This is a genomic window from Pedobacter sp. W3I1, assembly GCF_030816015.1.
Taxonomy (GTDB): Bacteria; Bacteroidota; Bacteroidia; order Sphingobacteriales; family Sphingobacteriaceae; genus Pedobacter.
In genome coordinates this window covers 4,287,609-4,309,634 of sequence record NZ_JAUSXN010000001.1, presented here as the reverse complement: position 1 = coordinate 4,309,634, position 22,026 = coordinate 4,287,609, and the positions used below count along the sequence as shown (strand labels likewise).

Annotated in this window: 14 protein-coding genes; 5 read left to right on the top strand and 9 right to left on the bottom strand. The window is 39.9% G+C overall.

Annotated features, from left to right (window positions below):
• Positions 1-71: 71 nt before the first annotated feature.
• From QF042_RS17605 to QF042_RS17585, 5 genes are all read right to left on the bottom strand, one after another.
• A complete protein-coding gene (locus QF042_RS17605; protein ID WP_307530763.1) occupies positions 72-662 on the bottom strand; it encodes an NAD(P)H-dependent oxidoreductase in 591 nt (196 codons plus the stop codon).
• Between the two features lie 130 nt (positions 663-792).
• Complete coding sequence (locus tag QF042_RS17600; protein ID WP_307530761.1) at positions 793-1,314, bottom strand: Crp/Fnr family transcriptional regulator; 522 nt, start codon at positions 1,312-1,314, stop codon at positions 793-795.
• 483 nt (positions 1,315-1,797) lie between these two features.
• The gene (locus QF042_RS17595; protein WP_307530759.1) at positions 1,798-2,655 is read right to left on the bottom strand and encodes an AraC family transcriptional regulator; all 858 of its coding nucleotides are present in this window, start codon (positions 2,653-2,655) and stop codon (positions 1,798-1,800) included.
• A 61-nt stretch (positions 2,656-2,716) separates the two neighbouring features.
• A complete protein-coding gene (locus QF042_RS17590) occupies positions 2,717-3,556 on the bottom strand; it encodes an SDR family oxidoreductase (RefSeq protein ID WP_307530757.1) in 840 nt (279 codons plus the stop codon).
• A gap of 214 nt (positions 3,557-3,770) precedes the next feature.
• Positions 3,771-4,748, bottom strand: coding sequence for an NmrA/HSCARG family protein (locus QF042_RS17585; RefSeq protein ID WP_307530755.1), 978 nt, complete (start codon positions 4,746-4,748; stop codon positions 3,771-3,773).
• 112 nt (positions 4,749-4,860) lie between these two features.
• On the opposite strand from QF042_RS17585, the gene QF042_RS17580 reads away from it, so the two are divergent.
• Positions 4,861-5,241, top strand: coding sequence for a helix-turn-helix domain-containing protein (locus QF042_RS17580; protein ID WP_307530752.1), 381 nt, complete (start codon positions 4,861-4,863; stop codon positions 5,239-5,241).
• An 87-nt stretch (positions 5,242-5,328) separates the two neighbouring features.
• Here the strand turns inward: QF042_RS17580 and QF042_RS17575 are convergent, their stop codons facing one another.
• Entirely contained in the window at positions 5,329-5,925 is a 597-nt protein-coding gene (locus QF042_RS17575) for an RNA polymerase sigma factor (RefSeq protein WP_307530750.1), read from the bottom strand.
• Positions 5,926-6,104: 179 nt separating this feature from the next.
• On the opposite strand from QF042_RS17575, the gene QF042_RS17570 reads away from it, so the two are divergent.
• From QF042_RS17570 to QF042_RS17560, 3 genes are all read left to right on the top strand, one after another.
• Positions 6,105-7,262: a FecR family protein gene (locus QF042_RS17570; RefSeq protein WP_307530748.1), complete on the top strand. Its 1,158-nt coding sequence runs from the start codon at positions 6,105-6,107 to the stop codon at positions 7,260-7,262.
• 117 nt (positions 7,263-7,379) lie between these two features.
• Positions 7,380-10,910, top strand: coding sequence for a SusC/RagA family TonB-linked outer membrane protein (locus QF042_RS17565; protein WP_373459077.1), 3,531 nt, complete (start codon positions 7,380-7,382; stop codon positions 10,908-10,910).
• A gap of 20 nt (positions 10,911-10,930) precedes the next feature.
• Complete coding sequence (locus tag QF042_RS17560) at positions 10,931-12,364, top strand: RagB/SusD family nutrient uptake outer membrane protein (RefSeq protein WP_307530743.1); 1,434 nt, start codon at positions 10,931-10,933, stop codon at positions 12,362-12,364.
• Between the two features lie 218 nt (positions 12,365-12,582).
• On the opposite strand, the gene ligD is transcribed toward QF042_RS17560, so the two are convergent.
• Together ligD and QF042_RS17550 are read right to left on the bottom strand one after the other, a co-directional pair.
• On the bottom strand, positions 12,583-15,411 hold the full coding sequence (gene ligD / locus QF042_RS17555) for a non-homologous end-joining DNA ligase (RefSeq protein WP_307530741.1): 2,829 nt from the start codon (positions 15,409-15,411) through the stop codon (positions 12,583-12,585).
• 1,393 nt (positions 15,412-16,804) lie between these two features.
• Entirely contained in the window at positions 16,805-19,873 is a 3,069-nt protein-coding gene (locus tag QF042_RS17550; RefSeq protein WP_307530739.1) for a beta-L-arabinofuranosidase domain-containing protein, read from the bottom strand.
• 425 nt (positions 19,874-20,298) lie between these two features.
• On the opposite strand from QF042_RS17550, the gene QF042_RS17545 reads away from it, so the two are divergent.
• Complete coding sequence (locus QF042_RS17545; RefSeq protein ID WP_307530737.1) at positions 20,299-21,060, top strand: DUF72 domain-containing protein; 762 nt, start codon at positions 20,299-20,301, stop codon at positions 21,058-21,060.
• Here the strand turns inward: QF042_RS17545 and QF042_RS17540 are convergent.
• The gene (locus tag QF042_RS17540) at positions 21,057-21,467 is read right to left on the bottom strand and encodes a hypothetical protein (RefSeq protein WP_307530735.1); all 411 of its coding nucleotides are present in this window, start codon (positions 21,465-21,467) and stop codon (positions 21,057-21,059) included. The two genes, QF042_RS17545 and QF042_RS17540, sit on opposite strands and share 4 nt — an antisense overlap.
• Positions 21,468-22,026: the final 559 nt, after the last annotated feature.

Sequence of the window (22,026 nt, the reverse complement as noted above, 5' to 3'; positions counted from 1 at the left end):
ATTTCTGGGTTAATATCGATTTATATCACAACATAACGATCAACTGTTCAGTTTCACATGCCGAGGTTTATTTAATTAAGTTTTGAAGACCTGTTTTCAATATCAGTCAGCCATTTTACCCTTTTTTCCTGACTGACAGACTTTACCATGTTATAGCTGATCCACTTAAGGTTTTTGTAACCCATGGTTTTAAAAACGCTTTTTATCATTGCTTTCCTGATTAGATTTCCAATGAGCAAGGAATACATTATTTTGGGTTTATTCATTGTTGTGATAATGGTTACCCCTTTTAGGTTTTTTAAAAGTGGTACTAGGCCAAAACCGCGGGGGTGGTGGTCATACACAATTCCCGGAGTGAGAACCCTGTCAACAAATCCTTTGGTCATTGCAGGCATCAGGTCCCACCAAATCGGGAAAATAAATATCAGATGGTCAGCTTTTTCCAAACGCTCATTATAGTCTATTACTTGTGGGTCGATCGGCTTGTGTTCAACGAAGGCTTTCAAATCTGCCTTTGACATTACTGGTTTAAATCCATCCTTATCAAGATGCATCAGGTCAACTTCGTGATTTGCACTTTGAAGCCCCTTGATTACGGCATCTAAAATTGCGTTTCCAAAACTTCCCTCGTGGGGATGATTAAATACAATTACTACTTTCATTTTTACTTTGCTTAAAATTTATTCTCCAAAGTTGAGCAGTAGCAAATGCACAGACGATAACAATTGTAAAGAAATCGCAAAACGATTCGCGAACACAAAATATAGTAAAAAGATTGTGAGTAAAATGAACTTATCGCCTGTTTCGGATCCGGCTTAATGAAACAGAAGTAATACCCAAATAAGATGCGATATAATGTTGCGGAATACGCTGGATAATATGGGGATGTTCTTCAATAAGCTCCTTGTAACGCTGTTGAGGGTTATTTTTAAGATAGGAATAGAAAGTTTTTTGAGCGTTTAAAAGTCGTCTGAATAAATGTTCCTGCATTTCCTCTTTGATTTCAGGCAAATTTTCTAAAGCATTTTGAAAGTCTTGTTGTGAAATGGTCTGTAAAATACAGGGTTCTATACTTTCAATGTTATATAAGCTTGGCTGATTTGCCCTGAAACTTTCAATAGAAGACACTTTATCGCCTTCAAAGAAAAACTGGGTTGTAATTTCCCTGCCGTCGTTATTAACCCAGGTCCGTAAACATCCTTTTTCAATAAAGAACATGGTTTTCGAGATCTGGCCTTCTTGTAAAAGAATGGTTTTGGCAGGAGCTTCCTGTCGTTTAAAAAGATGTTCGAATTTATCCCATTCACTTGTCATTGTTTACAGTCTATTTATGATTATTGTTAATTATATAACTAAAATTACACAAATTTATCAACCAGGCTTTTAATTTAGCCTGAACGGTAATTCAATACATTCCATTTTCTTGTCGTTTCGATAGTATACATGCTTTTAAATGATGAAGGACACTGATAATAAGGTTTGGCATTGCAGGTATATGATGTGGTTCGGATCCCGTCTATTTCTTCTCCATGATTTATGATTTTTATTAAGTTAACGTGAGTTTTGGGTCTTAATTTCGTCATTGCGAACTGAAGAAAGGGCTTGCGTAAGAGTGAAGCAATCTTTTTGATTATAAAAATATATAATAGATTGCTTCGGCTCGCTCATATCCGGCCTCGCAATGACGATACCCGATACCACTTATCTCCTTTAAAAAACCCTGTCATTTATATTGATTTTTATACAATAAATTAACTCTCAGGATGACAATCTATATTTATGATACAGTCTCTTTATTTAATTTTTTATCGCTCGCAGCCGATATTCTTTTGGTGTTAGATTGACCTGCTTTTTAAAGAATTTAGAAAAGTAATTGGGGTATTCAAAGCCTAATTCGTAAGCCACTTCAGTACTATTCATTTCCCTGTTTTTTTCGAGTAATTCCTTTGCTTTTTTAATCACAAATTCGTGGATATTTTCGATGGCAGATTTTCGGGTAAAGTGTTTAATGATGTCGCCAAAATAGTTGGCTGTTAACCCAAACTTATCTGCAAAATATTGAACATTGGGAAGTTGGGTTACTGGCTGGTTGTAATAATCGTTCAAACTTTGTTGAAAGTCGGTTACAATGCGATTGTATTGTTTCGGGTTGGTGGAAAATTGCCTTTTATAAAATCCTTCCACCAATGAAACCAGCACATTTACATAAGAAAGCAGCACTTCGAAATTTTGTCTTTCCTTATTGTAATATTTTATCATTAAATCAAAGAGGGTGCTTACTTCCACAATTTCCTTCTCCGTTAACAACAAGGGTTCATGCAGCCCATAGTCCAGGTAATTTTTGAACAGAAACCGGTTTTCTTCTATGATTTTTTTTGATAATTGGACATACATTCCCTTATAAGTAGGTTCTATATCCCATCCACCGGACATTTCAGGACTGTTGAAAAATACCGCATTAACAGGCTTTGCATCGGACACCGTTTTATCAATAAAATTGATCTTAAATGAAATTCTGTAAAAGTCAATCATTATAGGCTCAGACTTCGGAAGCATATTCGGTGGGTCATAATATCCAATGTCAATGTCATTGTCTAAAGGCTTTGGTAAACCTATATACTCATTGAATGTTTTGAAGTCATTGAACGATTTCATCTTACAAAATTAGGCAATTTTTATTTGAAATTATTGATGAGCGGCCTTCCCGGTAGCGCCATTATTGATACGAAAGAGATGAAGATAACTCACGATAAGCGTTAGCTTGTTCCAATAATTCTTTCGCTTTTCTTTCTGCTTCCGCAATGCTATCTGCACCTGCCATCCAACGTTTAGGAGGTGTGCTTTCGCTCGTAATTTTAAGCAATGCCGCTGCTAACTTTGCAGGATCACCGCCTTGTGTTCCGTTCATACTTTCCCAAAAAGGTCTTAGTGCTGCGATGCGTTCAGCATAGTCTTCAAGCTGAAGTTCTGACCATATTGTGGAGGATGGTTCCAATAAGCTGGTTCTAAAAAAGCCAGGTTCTACAATGGTAGTATTTATCCCAAATGGTGCTACTTCCAGTTGTAAAGATTCCATCCAACCTTCTAACCCAAACTTGGATGCAGCATAGGCTGAACATAGTTCATAACCAACCAGTGCAGCAGTAGAGGAAATGGATATGATATGCCCCGATTTATTTTTTCTCATAAAGGGTAAAACGGCTCTTGTTATATTCATAGGTCCAAATAGATTGGTAGCTATCTGACGTTCCACCTGGTTTTGGCTTAACTCTTCAAAAAAGCCTGCATAGAAGTTACCCGCATTGTTAACCAGTATATCAATTGCTCCGAATTTCTCAATTGCTGAATGTACGCCAGTATTAATTTCATCCGGATTAGTTACATCCATTTTAACCACCAATAAGTTACCGGTAGCATTATCTAATGCATTTGATACTTTATTCGCATCTCTGCCTGTTGCAACAACTTTATGGCCTTCGGCAAGAGCCGCCTTGGCAATTTGTAAGCCTATTCCGCTGCCAGCACCGGTTATTAACCAAACTTTATTCTCTTTCATTGTTCTTTATTTTAATGATAAGGCAAAGGTATAACCAGTTAAAACGGGTGCCAGAAACATTCCACTACAAAAAAGGAAACAAATTACTGATTGTAGTGTTTTTTTATTCATGAAAGTCAGGGATACGAATCCAGTCGAAGACCGAGAAGCATTTAAGTAGCAACAATATAAGTACCGATTGTGGTAAGTAACCAGCGGAACCTATATTACATGCTCAATATGAAAGTTTTTGTCCTTGCCAACCGGTAGTGCGTAGGAACTGTTCCCAGGTCAGGCTGTTCGGGTTTATCCGGCGGCTCCAAAGCAGGTCACGCCCTTGGCTGAAATAGCCGTAATCCACAGCATATTCTGCCATGCCCAGGATTTCCCGGAATAAAAGGTCATTTGCGCCTAGTTCAGGGAAATGATAAAGGAAATCCTCCGGTAAGAAAGCAGAACTGTAAACGGCTTTCTTACCAGTAACCCTTGTAAAAGCTTCAACCATTTCCTGAGGAGAGATGATATCGCCGATTACCGGTAATGATTTACCTGCGTACAAATCCGGATGAGAAAGAATCTCCAGGATAGCCGGCCCGGTTGCGGTAAGCGGGTCGACGAACGGCGCCCGGAAGTGCTGTGGTAGGTATATTGGGAAAACAAGTGTATCATCTATTACTTTAGGTGTATAAAACTCCAATAGGTTGGTGTAGAAAAAAGCCATATAGATAAACGAACTGGCAATGGGTAAGGTGCAGATATATTGCTCAATTTTGGCCTTGTCTGTAAAATGAGGAGCAAATTTTTTTCCTTCCGTAATCTCATCCACGTTTTCCAGGCTGCTGAAAATGATCTGCTGAACGCCTGCTTCGACCGCTGCATCAGCTAACTGCTTCCCCAGCTCGAACTCGTGACTTAAGTGGGGTTCGATATTGGGAGTCATCAAGAAAATACATTGCGATCCGCGGAATGCTTCCACAAAGTCTTTTTTATACCCCACGTCCAGCGGCAATTTCACAAGTTCAATTCCTTGCCCCACCAGACTTAAGGCCTCTGGTGAATCAATGCGGCGGGTAATGCCGCGTATACGATAACGCCCGCTCTGTAACAGCGTGTTCGCAGCACTTTTTCCCTGCTTTCCCAGAATGCCTACAATAGTAATCAGTGGTTTATCTTTTGGTGTAACTGCCTCATTTGTATTTAAATTCGCTGCCATTTTTTTAGAAATTTTAGGTGGATATGTAACTATCATTATTATAGTTGCAAAACTATATTTAGTATATTGCATTCGCAATAACTATCCTAACAGATAGGTTGAAAAAAAGAAGATGAAAACAGAATGTCTTGGAGATTATATCAAACATAAAGGGGAAAAATATCCTTGTACCGTCAGCCTTGCAATGGGACTAGTAGGGGGAAAGTGGAAAGCAGTTATTCTTTACCATTTGAAGGACAGGGAAAAAAGATATAGCGAACTTCGCAGGGAAATGCCATCGATTACCGAAATGACATTAAGCCTGCAACTAAAGCAATTGGAAAACGATGGTTTGGTGTCGAGAAAGGTATATGGGAAAAAACCACCCATAAAAGTGGTTTATAACCTAACTGATTTTGGTAAAACAACTATTCCAGTTTTAGAGGCGATCACGGCATGGGGCAATTATGTTGCTATTGAGCAGGGTGAACTGGCGGGCGGGAATATAAAATAATCTTGCCGTGCCCGCAGATCAGGGAAGTTTTTGATAATGGAATGATGAATCAGTCTGACAGAATTTCATACTATTAATATTGCAACGTTATTTCTGCATCAGGATCAACAGGATCCCTGAATATTTAAGGCATTGCCTCAGGTGTTTTAATGCAGCAGTGAGCTGGTTCTCAACTGTCCGTTTGGAGATATTCAGTTTCAGGGAGATTTCAGTAATACTCAGGTTTTCCTTCCTGCTCAACAGGTAGATCTCCCGGCATCTTTTTGGGAGTTCAGCGAGCATGTGCATAACCTTTGTATCAAATTCTTCCGCGCTGATCTTTTCTTCACCAGTGTTAGTTGCTGAAAGCTCATTCAGTAAAAAGGAATGCTCGCCCTGACTGTAATCCTCTACATAGTTTATTGGTACGGCATTGAGCTGCTGTTTCCTCCTGATGCCCCGATAACTTGCGCTGGTGAGTACATAATTCTTAAAAGAACTTATGTTCAACTGTCCCCGTTTGTTCCAGATGTTCAGGAATATATCATGGGTGATCTCCAACGCAGCTTCCTCATCTTTAACATATTTAAAGCATACGGCATAAACCTTAGACCAATGGCGGTCAAACAGAGTGTTGAACGCTTTTTCATCATCTAAAAGTATACGCTGTAATAATTCGGAATCGGTATAATTACTCGCTGGCATAGTTTGTTTGAAATAAAGCTATGATTAAAAATCGAAATAAAAAATGCATAGACCCTGTGCCTGGCAATGTAGAACTGTTTTTTTTAGAAAGTTTATTTTTTTAAAATTTTTATGTGTGTGCGGATTAAAATCTGTGTCTATATAGTAAAGGACCAAATTTAAACCCAAGTCGCCCTGTAATGACCGAAAATGAATATCTTTCTCTCTGTGAGAAATATCTGAGGGGAGCGTGTACGCTCGAGGAAGAACATATACTTTCCGCTTATCAGGATGCCCAGGGGCTGTCTGGCCTTTCACTATCAGAGGAAGAGGAGAAACGCCTGGGAGAAATATTAAAGGCAAGGATCCAAAACAGCATCAACGGAGAATCGCCGGTAAAAAGCCCGTTGCGTATCAGGCGCTTGAAATGGCAGATTGCAGCTGCAATTGCAGCATCGGTTTTACTCTTTATCTATTTTGGAACGGATCTTTTTAGATCGGCAAAACGCAAAGAAAATACGGTCCTTGTCAAAAAAGAGACCATCAGGAACAAAGACATTTTACCAGGTTCTACAAATGCGGTACTTACCTTGTCAAATGGGGAGCGTATCAAGCTTGACGGTACCGGTGATGGGATCATCAGTAAGGACGGAAATACTCATATTTCAAAATCCGGTAACGGTCTGGTTGTATCTGCCACAGGCAAAAGCCTGAATAATGTACTGAATAAGATTACAATCCCTAAGGGAGGAAAATACGACATAACCCTGCCTGATGGAACACGGGTGTGGTTGAATTCTGCTTCCTCATTAAGTTTTCCAACAGCCTTTACAGGAAGGGAACGCAAGGTATTACTTACGGGTGAGGCCTATTTTGAAGTAGCCAAGAACAAAGAAATGCCGTTTAAGGTGGATGTTGAGGGCAAACAGGAGGTTGAAGTATTGGGAACGCATTTCAATATTACCGCCTTTGCTGAGGATAAGAACATCATGACCACTTTATTGGAAGGGGCTGTAAAAATCAATTACAAAAAATCATCCACATTGATTAAACCTGGCCAAATGGCAATTAATAATCTACAGAATAACTTAAAGGTTGTACCCGCAGACCTGGAAGAGGTGATGGCCTGGAAAAATGATATGTTTATTTTCAATAATGAAAATATCAGCTCGATCATGAAAAAGATATCAAGATGGTACGATGTAGATGTTGAATATAAAGGCGATGTATCCGGAGTTAACTTCGATGGTAATTATTCCCGTTCTAAAGGACTTAAAAGCCTGCTAAAAAATATTGAGTTAACAGATAAAGTTCGGTTTGTAATTGAAGGAAGGAGGATCACAGTTATAGTTAAATAAATACCTAAAAAAATCCAAAAACCGGAAGTGCTTGAGACCACTCCCGGAATTGATTAGCTTATAGCTAACAGTGGGTCAGAACAATCATCCAAACAACAACTATTTAATCCTAACCAAATGTATAAAATTTTTACTGCACTTAAGTGCGGGGATATCTCTTGCAATACGCAAAAAATCCTTCGAGTTATGAGACTTACTGTCATTTTAATAATGGTCGCCTTTTTACAGGTCAGTGCCGGGAGTTTTGCCCAGCAGGTAAGCATAAATGTTAAGGATACCCCTTTGAGGGAAGTCCTGAGCCAATTGACCAAGCAGACAGGGTATAACTTTATCTGCGATGCAAATATCGTTAGTGGTTCGGCTCCGGTTACCATCCGGTTTAAAAATACACCGCTTCAGAAGGTTTTAGAAGCCTGTTTTTCCGGTGAGGCCGTTGAAATGATATTCGGTGATAATTCGACCATCGTAATCAAAAAAAAGGTTCTGGTCATGAAACCTCCTGTGCAGGTGATTGTAGTAACAGGTATGATCACTGATGCCAAAGGGATCGGTTTGCCTGGGGTTAGTGTGCTGGTAAAGGGCACCAAGACCGGAGTCGTTTCTGATAATAACGGGAACTACTCCATTAAAGTGGCTGATGAAAAAGCCGTATTGGTGTTTTCTTTTATTGGGATGGTGAGCCAGGAAATAAAGGTAGGGGAAAGAACGATGATCAATGTGACTATGGCCGATACGCCACAATCACTTGGTGATGTGGTCGTAGTGGGTTATGGCTCGCAGTCGCGTACAACCGTTACCTCTTCAATTACCAAAGTAGAAGGAAAAAATATTGGCAACCAGCCCGTAAGTACGCCAGGAGAAGCATTGGCAGGATTGGCCGCAGGTGTACAGGTGCAATCTGATCAGGGCGGCAAACCAGGTGCAGCACCGACTATAAGGGTACGTGGGGTAAGTTCGCTAAGCTCATCTAATGATCCATTATATGTGGTAGATGGTTATCCACTGGAGACTGCTGCAAATTTTAACCTGATCAATCCCAGCGATATCGAATCGATTGAGGTACTGAAAGATGCAGCATCGGCAGCCATTTACGGCTCTAGGGCTGCCAATGGTGTTGTTTTGGTTACAACCAAAAGAGGTAAGGCAGGAAAAACGGTATTTTCGGTTTCAGCCTATTCTGGTATACAGGAAGTAAACAAGTATATTGATGTTTTAAGTAAAGATCAATATGTACAACAGGTAAAAGCCTTAAGCCGGATTAAAAATTTACAGTATCCGGCTATTTTGGATGGCGATATTTCAGCACTTCCTGATGTAGACTGGCAAAAAGAAATTTTCAGGACAGCACCGATCAGAAGTTTTGAGTTTAATGCTTCTGGTGGTAGCGAAAAAGTTCGCTTTAGCGCATCAGCAGGTGTTTTTAAACAAAAAGGCGTTTTAATTGGTACTGAATATACAAGGTACAATACCCGTTTAAATCTGGATGCAGACATTGTTAAAAATGTGAAATTTGGATTTTCAGTTTCTCCGTCATTTTCAGAACAGTATAGGCAGCCATCATCGGGCCAGGCGAGTGGTGCCGGAGCAAATCCGAACGATTTTATTATTGGCGTACCAGGATTACTTGCCGATTTAAACTTACCAAGTCCGCTTAACCAGGCTTTAACGTTTCAGCCTATCGTGCCAGTATATAGAGCGAATGGTGATTTTGCACAACCTTACGACAGAGAATTAAACTATAATCTTTCTCCAACTGCTGTATTCTCGGCATCCAACTTTTATAATCCTGTGGGGATACTTAGCCAGTCTATTAACCGATCGAGAGCTTTCAGAACTTTAAGTAACGCGTTTTTAGAATATACACCAATAGCAGGTTTAAAACTAAAAACCTACATTGGCGCAACTTTGGAAAATGAGCAGGTTCATGGTTATATTCCAGGTACTATGGCTTATAGCTCAGCACCTACAGCATCAGGAGCAAGCCCTCAATTGGCAGGTATTTTTGCTTCGGACAATGTCCGCAATAGTTTCGACTGGGTATGGGAAAATACAGCTACATATGATAAGCAACTTGGAAAACACCATATTAACATATTAGGGCTGTTTTCTGCTCAAAAATATGAGTCGCAGATCAATTACACTGCAGGTTTGCCTGGAACATTTATCACCACCTCGGTTCAGAGCCCTTTGGCCTCGCCTAACACCGTTGGTACCGAGCGTTTTGATGCCAATACTTTCGTTTCTTATGCTGGTAGGTTTACCTACGATTACAATAAAAAATACTTGTTCACCGCCGCTGTACGTCAGGATGGTTCATCGCGTTTTGGTTCAAATAATAAATTTGCCGTTTTCCCATCTTTTTCACTTGGTTGGAGGCTTGCTGAAGAACCATTTCTAAAAGAAGCTTTATTAAAAATAGGTATCAACGAATTTAAACTTAGAGGAGGTTATGGCCGTACAGGTAATGCCAATATTGGCAGTTTTACTTATGTTAATCAGATTAATTTAAATACAAATTATGCATCAGGCAATACCAGACTTTTTGGTACACAGCAAGCAGGCTTTGCTAATCCCGATTTAACCTGGGAGAAGAACGACCAAACCAGTCTTGGAACTGACATTGGCCTGTTGCAAAATAGAATCGTTTTAACTTTCGATTATTTTATCCGTAACTCTAACGGAATGCTGCTTAACAAAGCTTTGCCCTTAGCCATTGGTTATACATCGTCATTGCAATCGAGTGTTTACAACTCAACTTACCAGGCTAACTTAGGTAAACTTCAAAATAAAGGTTTTGAGTTTACGGCCAATACCAACTTTAAACTTGGAGCTGTAACCTGGAATGCAAATGCCAATTTCTCGACTTACAAAACCAAAGTGTTGGATTTAGGAGGTCCGAGTGCATTACCAGCAGTTAGGGCAATTAACGGATGGAATAATGTATACCAGGTAAAAGTTGGCGATCCATTAGGTTATATGTATGGATATGAGATTATAGGTGTATTTAGAAATGCCAGCGATCTGGCCAATCATGCAAAAGCTACCTCAGGTAATAATATTGGAGATCCAATTATCAAAGATCAGAATGGAGATGGGAAGGTTGATGCTAACGATGTGACTAAATTAGGGCATGGATTACCGGACTTTACGTATGGGTTGACCAATAGTTTTCAGTATAAAAACTTCGACCTGAGTATTTTAGTTCAGGGTGTGCAAGGCGTGAATATTATTAATGGTAACAACAGGCAAACCATTACGGGTAATCACAACCAGAACTCATTGGCTAAATATTTTAATAATTATTATGATCCTGCATTTCCTGATAGGGACGTGCTTTATGCCAGTCCTATAGCTACAGGAGCATTGCCCGGGCCTGCATTGACCAATTTAGCTGTCGAAAACGGTTCATACTTACGTGTTAGAAACATTACCTTGGGTTACAGGCTTAGTGATAATTTACTGCGCAAACTATCTATCCAGTCTGCAAGGTTATATGTAACTGCTCAAAACCCATTTCTGATAACTAAATATTCTGGTTACAATCCCGAGGCGAACATTATGGGAGGAGATCCTACAACACCTGGAGTAGATCAAGGTACATACCCTACTGCACGCACTTTTATTTTAGGTATCAATTTTGGCTTTTAACCGCATTAATAAAAATGATCATGAAAATTTATAAAATCATCATATGCTGTATATCCTTGCTTACTTTAAGCATGGTTATTACTTCCTGCAAAAAGTCTTTTGTAGAATTAACACCAAAGGGAATTGTTCCTGTAAATACTTTTTATGCTACAGAGATAGATATAAAATCGGCGCTTACCGGTGCATATAGCAGTTTGCGTCCTATTTATAATGAGCAATATGGCTTTGGCGAACTCCCTTCAGATAATGCCCAAACTTATGGCGAAAGCGAAGTGCTTTACGGTGAGCAGGATAAGCTCACCTGGACTGCCAATTCTACCAATTTACAGAATGCATGGGCCAGATTTTACGCTACCATTGCTTATGCCAATATTGTGCTTGACCACGTTGCTACACCACCAATGACTACTGCTAACCGTAATGGCTACATTGGACAGGCAAAGTTTCTTCGTGCTTTAATGTATTTTAATTTAGTTAGGATGTTCGGCGGGGTTCCGTTGGTATTAAATGAGATTACCTCAGAGCAACAGGCTTATTCATACAACAGGGTAAGTGCTGCTGCGGTTTATGCCCAGATAGAAAAAGACCTGGCTGAGGCCGCTGCCGTATTACCTGCAAGCTATACAGGTGCTGATATTGGCCGTGCAACGAGTATTGCAGCTAATGGACTGCTTGGTAAAGTTTATATGTTTCAAAATAAATTTACCGAAGCCGAAACCATTTTAGCAACCGTGGCTGCAACTGCAGGTACATTATTGCCTTATGATCAGATTTTCGGATTGGGAAAAGATAATAACAGAGATATTATTTTCTCCGTTCAATATCTTGGAGGTGGTTTTGGTGAGGGAAATACATTTGCCCGTAGCTTTGTGCCGCAACCATCGGGCACAACCATTACTGCTGTAACCGGTAACAGTAACAACAGCGGGACAAAAGATTTATATGATACTTTTGAAGCAGGGGACAATCGCCTAAATACGGCAATTGGCGTATATAGTGCAGGGACTTTGGTGTATTATTATGCTAAAAAGTTTGTATATCAGACCGTTGGTGCCAATAGTGAAGGAGATAACGACTGGCCGGTTTTACGCTACAGCGATATTGTTTTATTATATGCCGAAGCCTTAAATGAAAATGGTAAAACCCCTCAGGCACTTACGCAACTAAACCTGGTCCGTACACGCTCTAATCTAACTGCTAAATCTGGACTATCACAGGCTGATGCAAGAACAGCTATCCAGCATGAAAGAAGGGTAGAGCTTTGCTTTGAAGGGGAGAGATGGTTCGATTTGATCAGATGGGGGATAATGGTCAATGTAATGCAGGCCCATAAAACCAATTATGTATCGGCAAACGGCTTAATTGGAAATGTAGTGCCAACATTAGCATTATATCCTATACCCACCAGGGAAATCCAGTTAAATCCCAAATTAACTCAAAACCCAGGATATTAATCCAGGAGAATCTTCCTGAGCCATCATTGTGCTCGGGAAGATCCTTTATCCAGGCAGATCAACTAATTTGATTTTTAATTGTTAGCTTGAAAAATACCCCTTGTGCTCCTCAGCGCATTGCTCTAATGAAGCAATTTATAACTACGGTAGAAATTTAGAAATTTTCAGGTATTTAAGTGAAATCTGGCTGGTTGTTCAGCTAAATGGGGTTTATCTGATCATGCCTCAAGTAATTTTTTTAGGATTTTGGTATTCCTGGCTGTGATTTTTTTGTCCAAAAGGTCTGTCCAAAGATCACCTTTTTCCAATAACCTGGCATTGATGGTATCAATTGTAAAGTCGGTAGGTTTTAGCTTTAGTGTTAGTTCGTCCCATTCCAGAGGGGTTGAGACCGTTGGTAATTTGGCGGGACGCACTGAATAGGCGCAGGCCAGCGTATCGGCTTCATCGTTTTGGGAAAAGTCTACGAACAGTTTATTTCCACGATGATCAATGGAAACTTCTATTGTAGCGATTTTTGGCACACGTTTCTGGATTTCAGCGCAGATGTGTTCAGCCAGGTTGCGGGCCTGCGGAAAGCTGAAGCCCTTGCAGGGGATAAAAATATGGATTCCCGTTTTGCCCGAAGTTTTAACAAAGGCAGTAAGCTTGTGCTCATCAAAGTACTCCTTTGCTGCAAGGGCTGTTTTAACAGTCTTTTTAAAGTCCTCATCTGAGGGATCAAGGTCAATTGCAATGAAATCGGGTTCCAAGGGGTTTTTTGTAGTTGAATTCCAGGGATTCAAGTCTACACAACCCAGGTTAATCAGCCATATCAGTGCAGGAAGGTTATTGCATACCGCATAATCGATCAGATTGGCCTTGCCTGCAACTTTGTGTTTACGTTTAGTGGAAAATATATCGAGGAAGTCTGGTTGATGTCCTTCCATATCTTTGATGTAAAAGCCAGGTGCCTGTGCAGAAAGATTTTTAATGTGCAGGAACAATGGCCGGTTTTTCAGGTAAGGCAGAACGTAAGCAGCTACACTATTGTAATAATTAATCAGTTGCGCTTTGTTAGTGCTTTTCCAAAGCTTTTTTTCTATGTTGGTCAACTGGAGGCTTTGTTTTTCTACTTCGATTGTGCCTTCCGATTTGATCTTTTCTTCAAAGACCTTGCACCAATTGCTCTCTTTCGACAGCAGGCCCCGGGTTGATCTTTTGTTTTTAGATTTTGGAAAGAGTTCGCCTACGGTCTGATGTTTATGCTGCGGCTTCGAGCTGGTTTGAGTGTGCTCATCTTCATCCAATTGTTCGGGGTTTAATGACTCCTTATCATTTTCTTCCGGCTGATCAAGATGTGTAGTACGGTTGCTTTGCCAGACCTTTGAATGATTGTCTACGGCTACTTCCAGTAATGTGTTTCCCGAAATTACGGAGCGGTCTTTTTTGGTAATGTCCATTTGCAGTTCATGACCATCTTTAACTTTGGTCAACAGCCATGAGTTCCGTCCTTCTTCCTCTTCTTTAATGCGCGTGAGGTTAAATTCCCCTTTGAGTTTTTTTCCGTGAAGAATGATGCTTAATGAATTCTTATAATAGTGGGAGAGCAACCAGTGTTCCTGCGCGCTTTTGCCTTTGATCTTTTCGGCTGGTTCATAAGTTCTGTTATCCCAAACGAGGACAGTACCGCCGCCATACTGGCCTTCGGGAATAATGCCTTCGAAATCTTTATAGTCATACGGGTGATCTTCAACCGCCATGGCCAGGCGGTGGTCTTTTGGATTCATGGAAGGTCCTTTGGGAACTGCCCATGATTTAAGTACCCCACGCATTTCAAGCCGGAAATCATAGTGTAGGTGCGAAGCGTCATGTTTCTGAACAACGAAGATCAGCTTTTCGCTGTCCGTATTGCCGCCTTGCGGCTCAGGTGTCTGATTAAAAGATCGCTTTTGCCGATAGGTTTCCAATTCTGATTTGCCGGCATTTTGTTGAGCAGGATCATCAGGCGTATAGCCGTTTCTGCTTTGATTTTGATCATACTCGTAAGGTGTTGTTTGTTCTACAATAATGGCTTCTACCTGATCCGCCTCTTTGGGTACTTCCCGTACCACATCTTTGGGGTTTTTGTCTTTTCGGAAACCCAAAAAAGTAGCGGGTTTTCTGATCCTGCCAGATTTTGTCCAGGTCGCAAATTCAAAATTGGCCACCAGTGTTGGTTTCACATAATGGGTCTTGGCGCCTTTGGTATCCAGGATCTCATTAACAAAAGGCGATTTTTCGGTTTCAACTGCCTGGAGCATTTTTAATATGCCTGGCATTTCTGATTGTTTGTAGCCTCCGCCTGATCTGCCGATCCAGTGGAGTTTGCCGTTTTCATAAGCACCAAACAGCAGGGCGCGGAATGAACGTGACTTATCAGACTCCGACCAGCCTCCAATTACGAATTCCTGCCGTTTACGTGTCGGTACTTTAAGCCAGTTGTAGCTCCGGTCTCCGGGCACATAAGGGCTGTGCTTTTTTTTGGCGACAATTCCTTCCAGATTATCCTGGAGTGCATTTTCATACAGTTCCTTGCCATCCTCAAAACTCTCGCTAAACAGAAAAGTTTCATCGTTTTTTACCAGTGTCTCCAGCAGTTCTTTGCGCTGAAAAAGTGGCAATTCCATCAGATTATTTCCATCCAGAAACAGCAGATCGAAAACGCAATAACGAATCGGTGAACGTTTGCCATTATAGAGCTGCAAGGCATCGAAATCAGGTTTGCCTTCTTCATTCAATACCACTATCTCACCGTCGATCATTAGCTCATGACCGAGGTTTTCCAGGGCTTCGGCAATCAGCGGGTATTTTTTGGTATAATCCAAACCGCTGCGTGAATTCATCCTGATTTTTCCGTTCTCTACCTTTGAAATGATCCGGTAGCCGTCCCATTTGATTTCATACAGGTATTCTTCATTTTCAACAGGGGCTTTGACCAATGTACACAGCATTGGATCAACATGCTCGGGCATGGCGCCACTATCGACTCTATTTGTACTCCGCTTTGCCATACGTCTTGTCTTCACGCTGAAAATCTATTTTCAATTTCATCTCTTCAGCTACATTCATCTGTTCAATTACGCTCTATTCTATAAGTTAAACATTCCAAAATCCGGCAGGTTTTAACAAGCTATCAATTCCAATCGTTTACAGCCCTGTTGAACTATTTGTAAATAAGGCAGTTCTGATTAGAAAATTCATTTATGATAGAATCATTGAACCAGATGGGAGATCAATTTACTTGAGGAGTGGTAAACTATGAAAAATATTTATCCCTATCTTTTCCACGAATGAGGGGTCATTTGCCTATCATAATGTTCAAGGGATGCGAGAAGGCTTTTTCAGCCGACAGCCTGGCCTGTTTTTCGGGGAAGCAATCTTTATATCAGAATCACTGGCAGGAAAGATTGCTTCGTCGTTCCTCCTCGCAATGACGACCTTTCTTATGCAATCTATCAATGGTAGGGCTAATTTATGTTATAAAAATCAATATAAATGACAAGGGATTTTAATAGATAATAATCCGCGAAGAATCGTCATTCCCAGAGGTCAGTTTTTTGGCGAAAAACAGAGGAGTTGGGTGACAGGTAAGATAAATCGTCATCTCGACCGCAGTGGAGAGATCTTTTAACATAGTCCAAAGATCTCTCCACTCCGCATTTGCTTCGGTCGAGATGACGCCAATTTTAGAATCTGTCATTGGTAAATGATTGGGAACCACGAAGTGCTTATCGCAGATAATCGTAATGCCATAAGCTTTAAGATTCCCGCCTGCGCCTATCGTGTGGACACATCTTTTTTTAGGATGGTTTGGACATCATGCTAGCTGGCTTTAATAAACCACAGTCTTTACCGAAGAACGCCGTCAATCCCAAGTGGCAGAAGAATCAAAAAAACAGGTGTTAAAAAGAACAAGTAGCACTACCAAGCCTGAAACGCAGTGGTTTTGTGTTCTTATCCGCTGCATTTAAGGTTAAAAGGATATTGAACACAAAACGAAGTGCCACTGTTTTTTTGATGAGCGTGGGCGGTGAGAAGCCACATTGCTGGATTGACAAAGCGCTTTGGGTACTTTGGCGCTCCAAAGTACCTTGCCCCGCGGCAAAGAGCGTAATAAATCGATATTTGTGTTTAGAGTTACTTAATAGCAGGAAAGATGCTGATCCCGAAGCTTCGGGACAGCATGACGATCGCCTTAGAGAAAAGGGCTAAAAACAAATCTAATTAGCAGAGATGTGTCCACAAGATAGGCCTTCGCGGGAATGATGACCCCTCTATAGAAAACTGTCAAATGATAGCTTGTCGAAGGAATAGTTAAATACACTTGTTTGTATTTCGACTACTAGTCCCGATTTTCATCGGGAGACTCAACATGATAAATCTGCAGCTAAAGAATTTCAATACTTGAATAAAAATTACCTAGTTATTGGCTTGTTTTAACGTAAAATCAAGGTAGACGGAGTGGCGGCCATAAGTTTCGTAAAAAGGTTTAAAAACAACATCCCCGATTGTGAATTCTAGTTGTTCGGGATTGCCTTTTATCGATTTGCTGATGTCTTCTGCATCCAGCGTTATTTTGTGCCAATCTTTTCTTGCATTTGGTTCCTGAGCTGCAAGCAATATTGGGCCATAAAATAAACTCGCTATATTTTGCTGATCCATTACTGGATCCAGATGAAATTGGAAGGGCATTTTCAATTCTATAACATCCCCGTTTTTCCAATTTCGGTTTATTTTCAGGTAGCTGCCAGGCTCAGCTTCAAATTTTTCTTCTTTACCATTAATTTTTACAAAAAAACCTTTAGTTGCCCATCCAGGTACCCTCACGTTAATTTCAAATTTCCCACTACCGTGAATGGTTAAACTGGTATGATCTTCTTTTGGGAAGTTCGTTTTCTGCACAAGCGTAACATTGCGTTCTTTCCATTTTAGTGTGGATGGAATGTAGAGATTTACATAAAGTCCTTTATTGTCTTTACTCTTAAAATAAATGGTGTTTTGAAGTTTTGTACTACTTTCGATTGCTGTACCGTTGCAGCAAGTAAAACCAGTCATATCGGCGTTGCTAAATTGCTTAACAGAACCTGGCCTAAGCGGCACATGATAGGTATTAGCCGGGTTATCTTTTGCTACAGAAGCCAGAATATGATTGTATAAACCGCGCTCATAGTAATCCATTAATTCTCCGCGTTGATCAAAAAGAAACAAGTCGCTGGTTAATTTTAACATATTATAAGTAGCACAGGTTTCGTTCTGCCCTCCATCCGAGAAACCGTTTTCATACAAAGTTGAGGGTTGACTTATAAAGCATTCTGCATTTGCCGGGTTACGTGCGCCTGCCACACCTCCAATACTGTACATATAATCATTTACCGTTTTGTACCAGAAGTTATCTGCTATTTTATAGTATTCCGGATTGTGAGAAACGTTGTACATTTCTATACTTCCAACAATTTGGGGGATATGCTGGTTAGCGTGCAAGCCACGGAATAAATCAACATTTTTTGCTAAACCGTGTGAATGATTCGTATCACCAAAAAATACTTTTACATTATCAAATAATTGAGCTGTTCTTAAGTATTTCTGATCACCGGTAATTTGATACAAACGAGCCATCGAATCGTTCATGCCGCCATATTCGCCAGCGATATAAGTGTTCCACATTTTGATCAGGATTTCTTTTGGCAGCTGGCTCAAACGGGCGTAAACCCAATCGCTCATATGGGTTGCTATTTCGAGCGATTTTTTGTTTCCGGTAACCTGATATACATCAATTAAGCCAGCTAAAATTTTGTGCAAGGTGTAATAAGGAGCCCAAACCTGGGTCTTTTGTCCACCGTATTTTGCTCCTTTCTCTAACATAATAAATTGATCGGGAGGATAAGCACTAATAAATCCTTTTCCCCAATTCCAATAGTCGTTGCGAATGCCTGTTTCACTTAAATCAGAATCATATGCTGATTTCCCAGGACCAAAGGGAACAGCAGTTGGATCGTAAACACTGGTGCTGCCGGCTGTTTTTGGTTTTCCAGATAATTGAGATAAATCATACAGAACATCAACCATATAATTTATTTTTTTATGGAAATTTGCCTGAAGAGTTTTGTCGTATCCTGTACTTGCATAGGCCTGAGCAATGGCAGAAAGGTAATGACCGGTGGCATGTCCCCTCAACTTAGTATCCTCGCTATCCCAAACGCCCAAAGGTTTTGTTCCTGCTGGTTGCTTTTGTCCGAAAGCCTGACGAAACATATATAAAAAGGAATTGGGATCGGTTTTAACAAGTGTGTTTATAAACTTATCGCGGTTTTCGATAAATTGGGTTTTGTGGCCTGATGCATCGTCGCCTAGTTCTACCTGATCCAGGTTAAAAGGTTCTAGTTTTGAAGCCGGTAAAGCCAATTTGTTTGCTTTTTTTATGGTTACAAGTGCTTTTGGTTGAAAATCTGTTCCTGCAATGCGGCCTGTAACTGTGTATTTTCCCGGCTTAAGAACCGCAGAATTGTCCAAATCTGATGGCCATATTACGCGTACTTTGGGCCCTTTAACCTGGTCTTTATAAATCCCTTTTACAAAGGCAGGTAGTCTTGGTAAATTCCCGACCTCAGTTTCTACTTCTACATCATCTACCTTTATTAAATATGCATTATAGAGTTGAGGTTGATCTGAAGTAAAATGTTGCAAATTATCCTCAGTTTTACCAACATTTACGGCACTTTCCTGACTGTTATTAAGTGAATTGTTGTAAATTTTATTTATTTGCCTGCTGCTTAAGGGAACGCGGTAAATGCGAAAGTCGTGTATCATCGCGTTAAGATTTGGGTCGCCTTTTAATAATGATTTCCCAATATAAAAAAACTTTGAATCTCCTTTTTGCTGACCAATTATCGTAGTTAAATCGGAAGGAATATCTTTTGTTTCGCTAACAGGTTTACTATCCACATAACTCACCATAGTTTTTGAGGGTACATCTATAACAATTGTAAGATACACCCACTTGTTCAATGCTATAGAAGAAGAGCTTGCACCATCTTTATTATCTGAGGTTATAAAAGCCTGATATCCTTTCTTTGTAATTGTTCCAACCGGTGCTGCAAAGAAATGTTTGTTAGGGTTAATTCCAAAATCAAAAAAGCGTTGCCCGGGTTTATCTGAACGTAAATATATCCATCCTGAAATGCTAATCGATTCAAGATCTGTAAAGGTTTCTGCCGGAAGCGTGATAAAAGAATTGTTTTCTCCGGAAAGTGACAAAACTTTTCCAAATTTACTATCGGTAACAAATTTTATATTATTGCCTTCATATTTCCCATGTAAATTATTACGAGACCAGTCTTTAACGTCTCCGTTAAATACATAACGTGCAATCATTCCTGTTTCTCCAATTCCATCTAATATCTGATCGCCATTTTGGGCCCTGGCATTAATAACGGTTTGGGTCAAAACAAAAAATAATAGCGAACGCAAGATCAATGTGTACATTTTCATATTTAATCATTTTCATTAATAAACGCTGAGCTATACGTTTACTAAATTTTTATAAAATTAGGAGGAAATTTCTGCTATCTATAAGTTTATTTTAGCTAACAGATACCTAATATTAACTGGTATTTTACTAGGTGCATCCAGGTTAAGGAGTAGTAAGAACACAAGACAAGATAAAACATTAAATAACAATTGGCTTTATTGGCTAATCAATGAGACCAGGTAAGCATCACTCAGCCAAAAGTGAAGGGGATTGAACGTATTTACTTCTTGGGTGAGAATTCAGAAAAGTAACAGAATCAATTTTTTTAATAATTCTTTCTTTCCGAAATCCATCCTTTAACTATTGATGTGCTATTTATTAACAAAATAGCCTATTCAGACGGTTATACGCAACAATTTGGCATTTTATAATGTTTGTTTATAAAATGGATCAAAAAATAGAAGGTTATTACGCTGGTACAAGTGGACTGCTATTGCCTGTGCCCAATAAACTGCATTATCCCGAGGAATTCAGGGAACGGTCTAGATTGTGCTATTATGGCTCGTTGATGAATAGCATCGAAATTAATAGCTCGTTTTATAAAATTCCGATGGCCTCCACGGTAAAAAAATGGAGTGAAGAGGTTCCGGATGATTTTCGCTTTACCTTTAAACTTTTTAAGGGTATTACTCATTCTCCGAAGTTGGGGTTTGATACTGCGGATATCGCGAAGTTTATGGAAGTAATCGCTAATGCTGGTCATAAAAGGGGATGTATCCTGGTTCAGTTTCCACCAAGTATAAGAATAGCCGATTTTCCCCAGCTCTCTCGTTTAATGACGAGTCTTCGCGAGTTTGATCCGGAAAATAAGTGGAAGATTGCATTGGAATTCAGGCATGCTTCACTTTATGTGGAAGAGGTTATGGAGTTACTGGCGGAAAATTGCCTTGGCATGGTCACTCACGATAAGGGGGCTGCACCAAGCGCCTTAGATGACACCGATAGCGATTTTCGTTACCTGAGGTTTCACGGACCAGGTGGCAATTATAGGGGCAGTTATCCTGAAGATGTGCTTGCCGAATATGCGAGTTATATTGTTGATTGGTTATCGGAAAAAAAACAAGTTTTTGTTTATTTTAACAATACAATGGGGGATGCCTATGGAAACTTTAACACCTTAAGAGATTTTGTCAGGGATCTTATTTAATGTTTGATCCGCTCGAGCTTTTTTTGCACTACAGGCAATCTTTTTTGCCACCTTTTGATGATCTCATTTTCAATGACCGGAAGTCCTTTTTTACCAAGTAGCCCCAGGCTTATCGCAAGTTCTCTCGTATCTCTTGCTTTTGCGGGATTTTCCTCAATATAATGCTGCTGCTGCGTTTCAATTTCCTGCTCGAGCGCATGGATTGCTTTTTTAATCAGTGAAATTTCTTTAGAGTACTCATGTAGTTTTCTATAAGTCATGATCAGCCGGTTGTTTGCATCAATATGGGCAGGATTGCGCTTTAGCAAAAGCAGATATTGCTTAACAGCCTCTTTTAGCTGTCCATCTCGTTCGGCCTGTCTGCCCAATTCAAAATACGTCGCTTCCCGGATTCTTTTACTGCTCATGTTATCAAGATGAATATAACAATCATAACAGTTGATTATAGAAAGATGTTTGGAGGTTTTATTCAGGCGTATAGATAGTATATTTCAATAAAACAGGTCCCTCCGGTCGTCAATCTCAGCACACATTAAATGATTAAAATTCTTCCAGCTGATGGGTTGTTCAGTTTTTGAAGACAGATAATCTATGAGCATGAATAAGAACCCCTGTGTTTTTATGCTTCTTTTTTATCTGGTAGCTTCCAGATATTAACAAGTACCTGCCATACAACAAAATAAATTAGGTATTGCCCTGATTGGGATTGATTTTACCTCAGTTTATTAAATTTTAAATAACGATAACTATGGGCTTGTTTTTAAGCTCGTCGTTATGCCTTCACGAATCATCGGGATCAGCATGTTTTTTTTGCCAAAAAACAATCCTGAAAATAAATTACCTTCTGTAAGCTCGCTTAAGGCCCGGTTTACTTTTTAGTTTTCCAATCCGCTACACCAAAAGCACAGATTGGGCGGGTTGGTTAAAATACTAATGTTATGCATCAATATACAACGGAAATCTAGG

Coding starts and splice junctions, on each gene's coding strand:
- QF042_RS17605 (WP_307530763.1), bottom strand. CDS start 662: ATGAAAGTAGTAATTGTATTTAATCATCCCCACGAGGGAAGTTTTGGA.
- QF042_RS17600 (WP_307530761.1), bottom strand. CDS start 1,314: ATGACAAGTGAATGGGATAAATTCGAACATCTTTTTAAACGACAGGAA.
- QF042_RS17595 (WP_307530759.1), bottom strand. CDS start 2,655: ATGAAATCGTTCAATGACTTCAAAACATTCAATGAGTATATAGGTTTA.
- QF042_RS17590 (WP_307530757.1), bottom strand. CDS start 3,556: ATGAAAGAGAATAAAGTTTGGTTAATAACCGGTGCTGGCAGCGGAATA.
- QF042_RS17585 (WP_307530755.1), bottom strand. CDS start 4,748: ATGGCAGCGAATTTAAATACAAATGAGGCAGTTACACCAAAAGATAAA.
- QF042_RS17580 (WP_307530752.1), top strand. CDS start 4,861: ATGAAAACAGAATGTCTTGGAGATTATATCAAACATAAAGGGGAAAAA.
- QF042_RS17575 (WP_307530750.1), bottom strand. CDS start 5,925: ATGCCAGCGAGTAATTATACCGATTCCGAATTATTACAGCGTATACTT.
- QF042_RS17570 (WP_307530748.1), top strand. CDS start 6,105: ATGACCGAAAATGAATATCTTTCTCTCTGTGAGAAATATCTGAGGGGA.
- QF042_RS17565 (WP_373459077.1), top strand. CDS start 7,380: ATGTATAAAATTTTTACTGCACTTAAGTGCGGGGATATCTCTTGCAAT.
- QF042_RS17560 (WP_307530743.1), top strand. CDS start 10,931: ATGAAAATTTATAAAATCATCATATGCTGTATATCCTTGCTTACTTTA.
- QF042_RS17550 (WP_307530739.1), bottom strand. CDS start 19,873: ATGAAAATGTACACATTGATCTTGCGTTCGCTATTATTTTTTGTTTTG.
- QF042_RS17545 (WP_307530737.1), top strand. CDS start 20,299: ATGGATCAAAAAATAGAAGGTTATTACGCTGGTACAAGTGGACTGCTA.
- QF042_RS17540 (WP_307530735.1), bottom strand. CDS start 21,467: ATGAGCAGTAAAAGAATCCGGGAAGCGACGTATTTTGAATTGGGCAGA.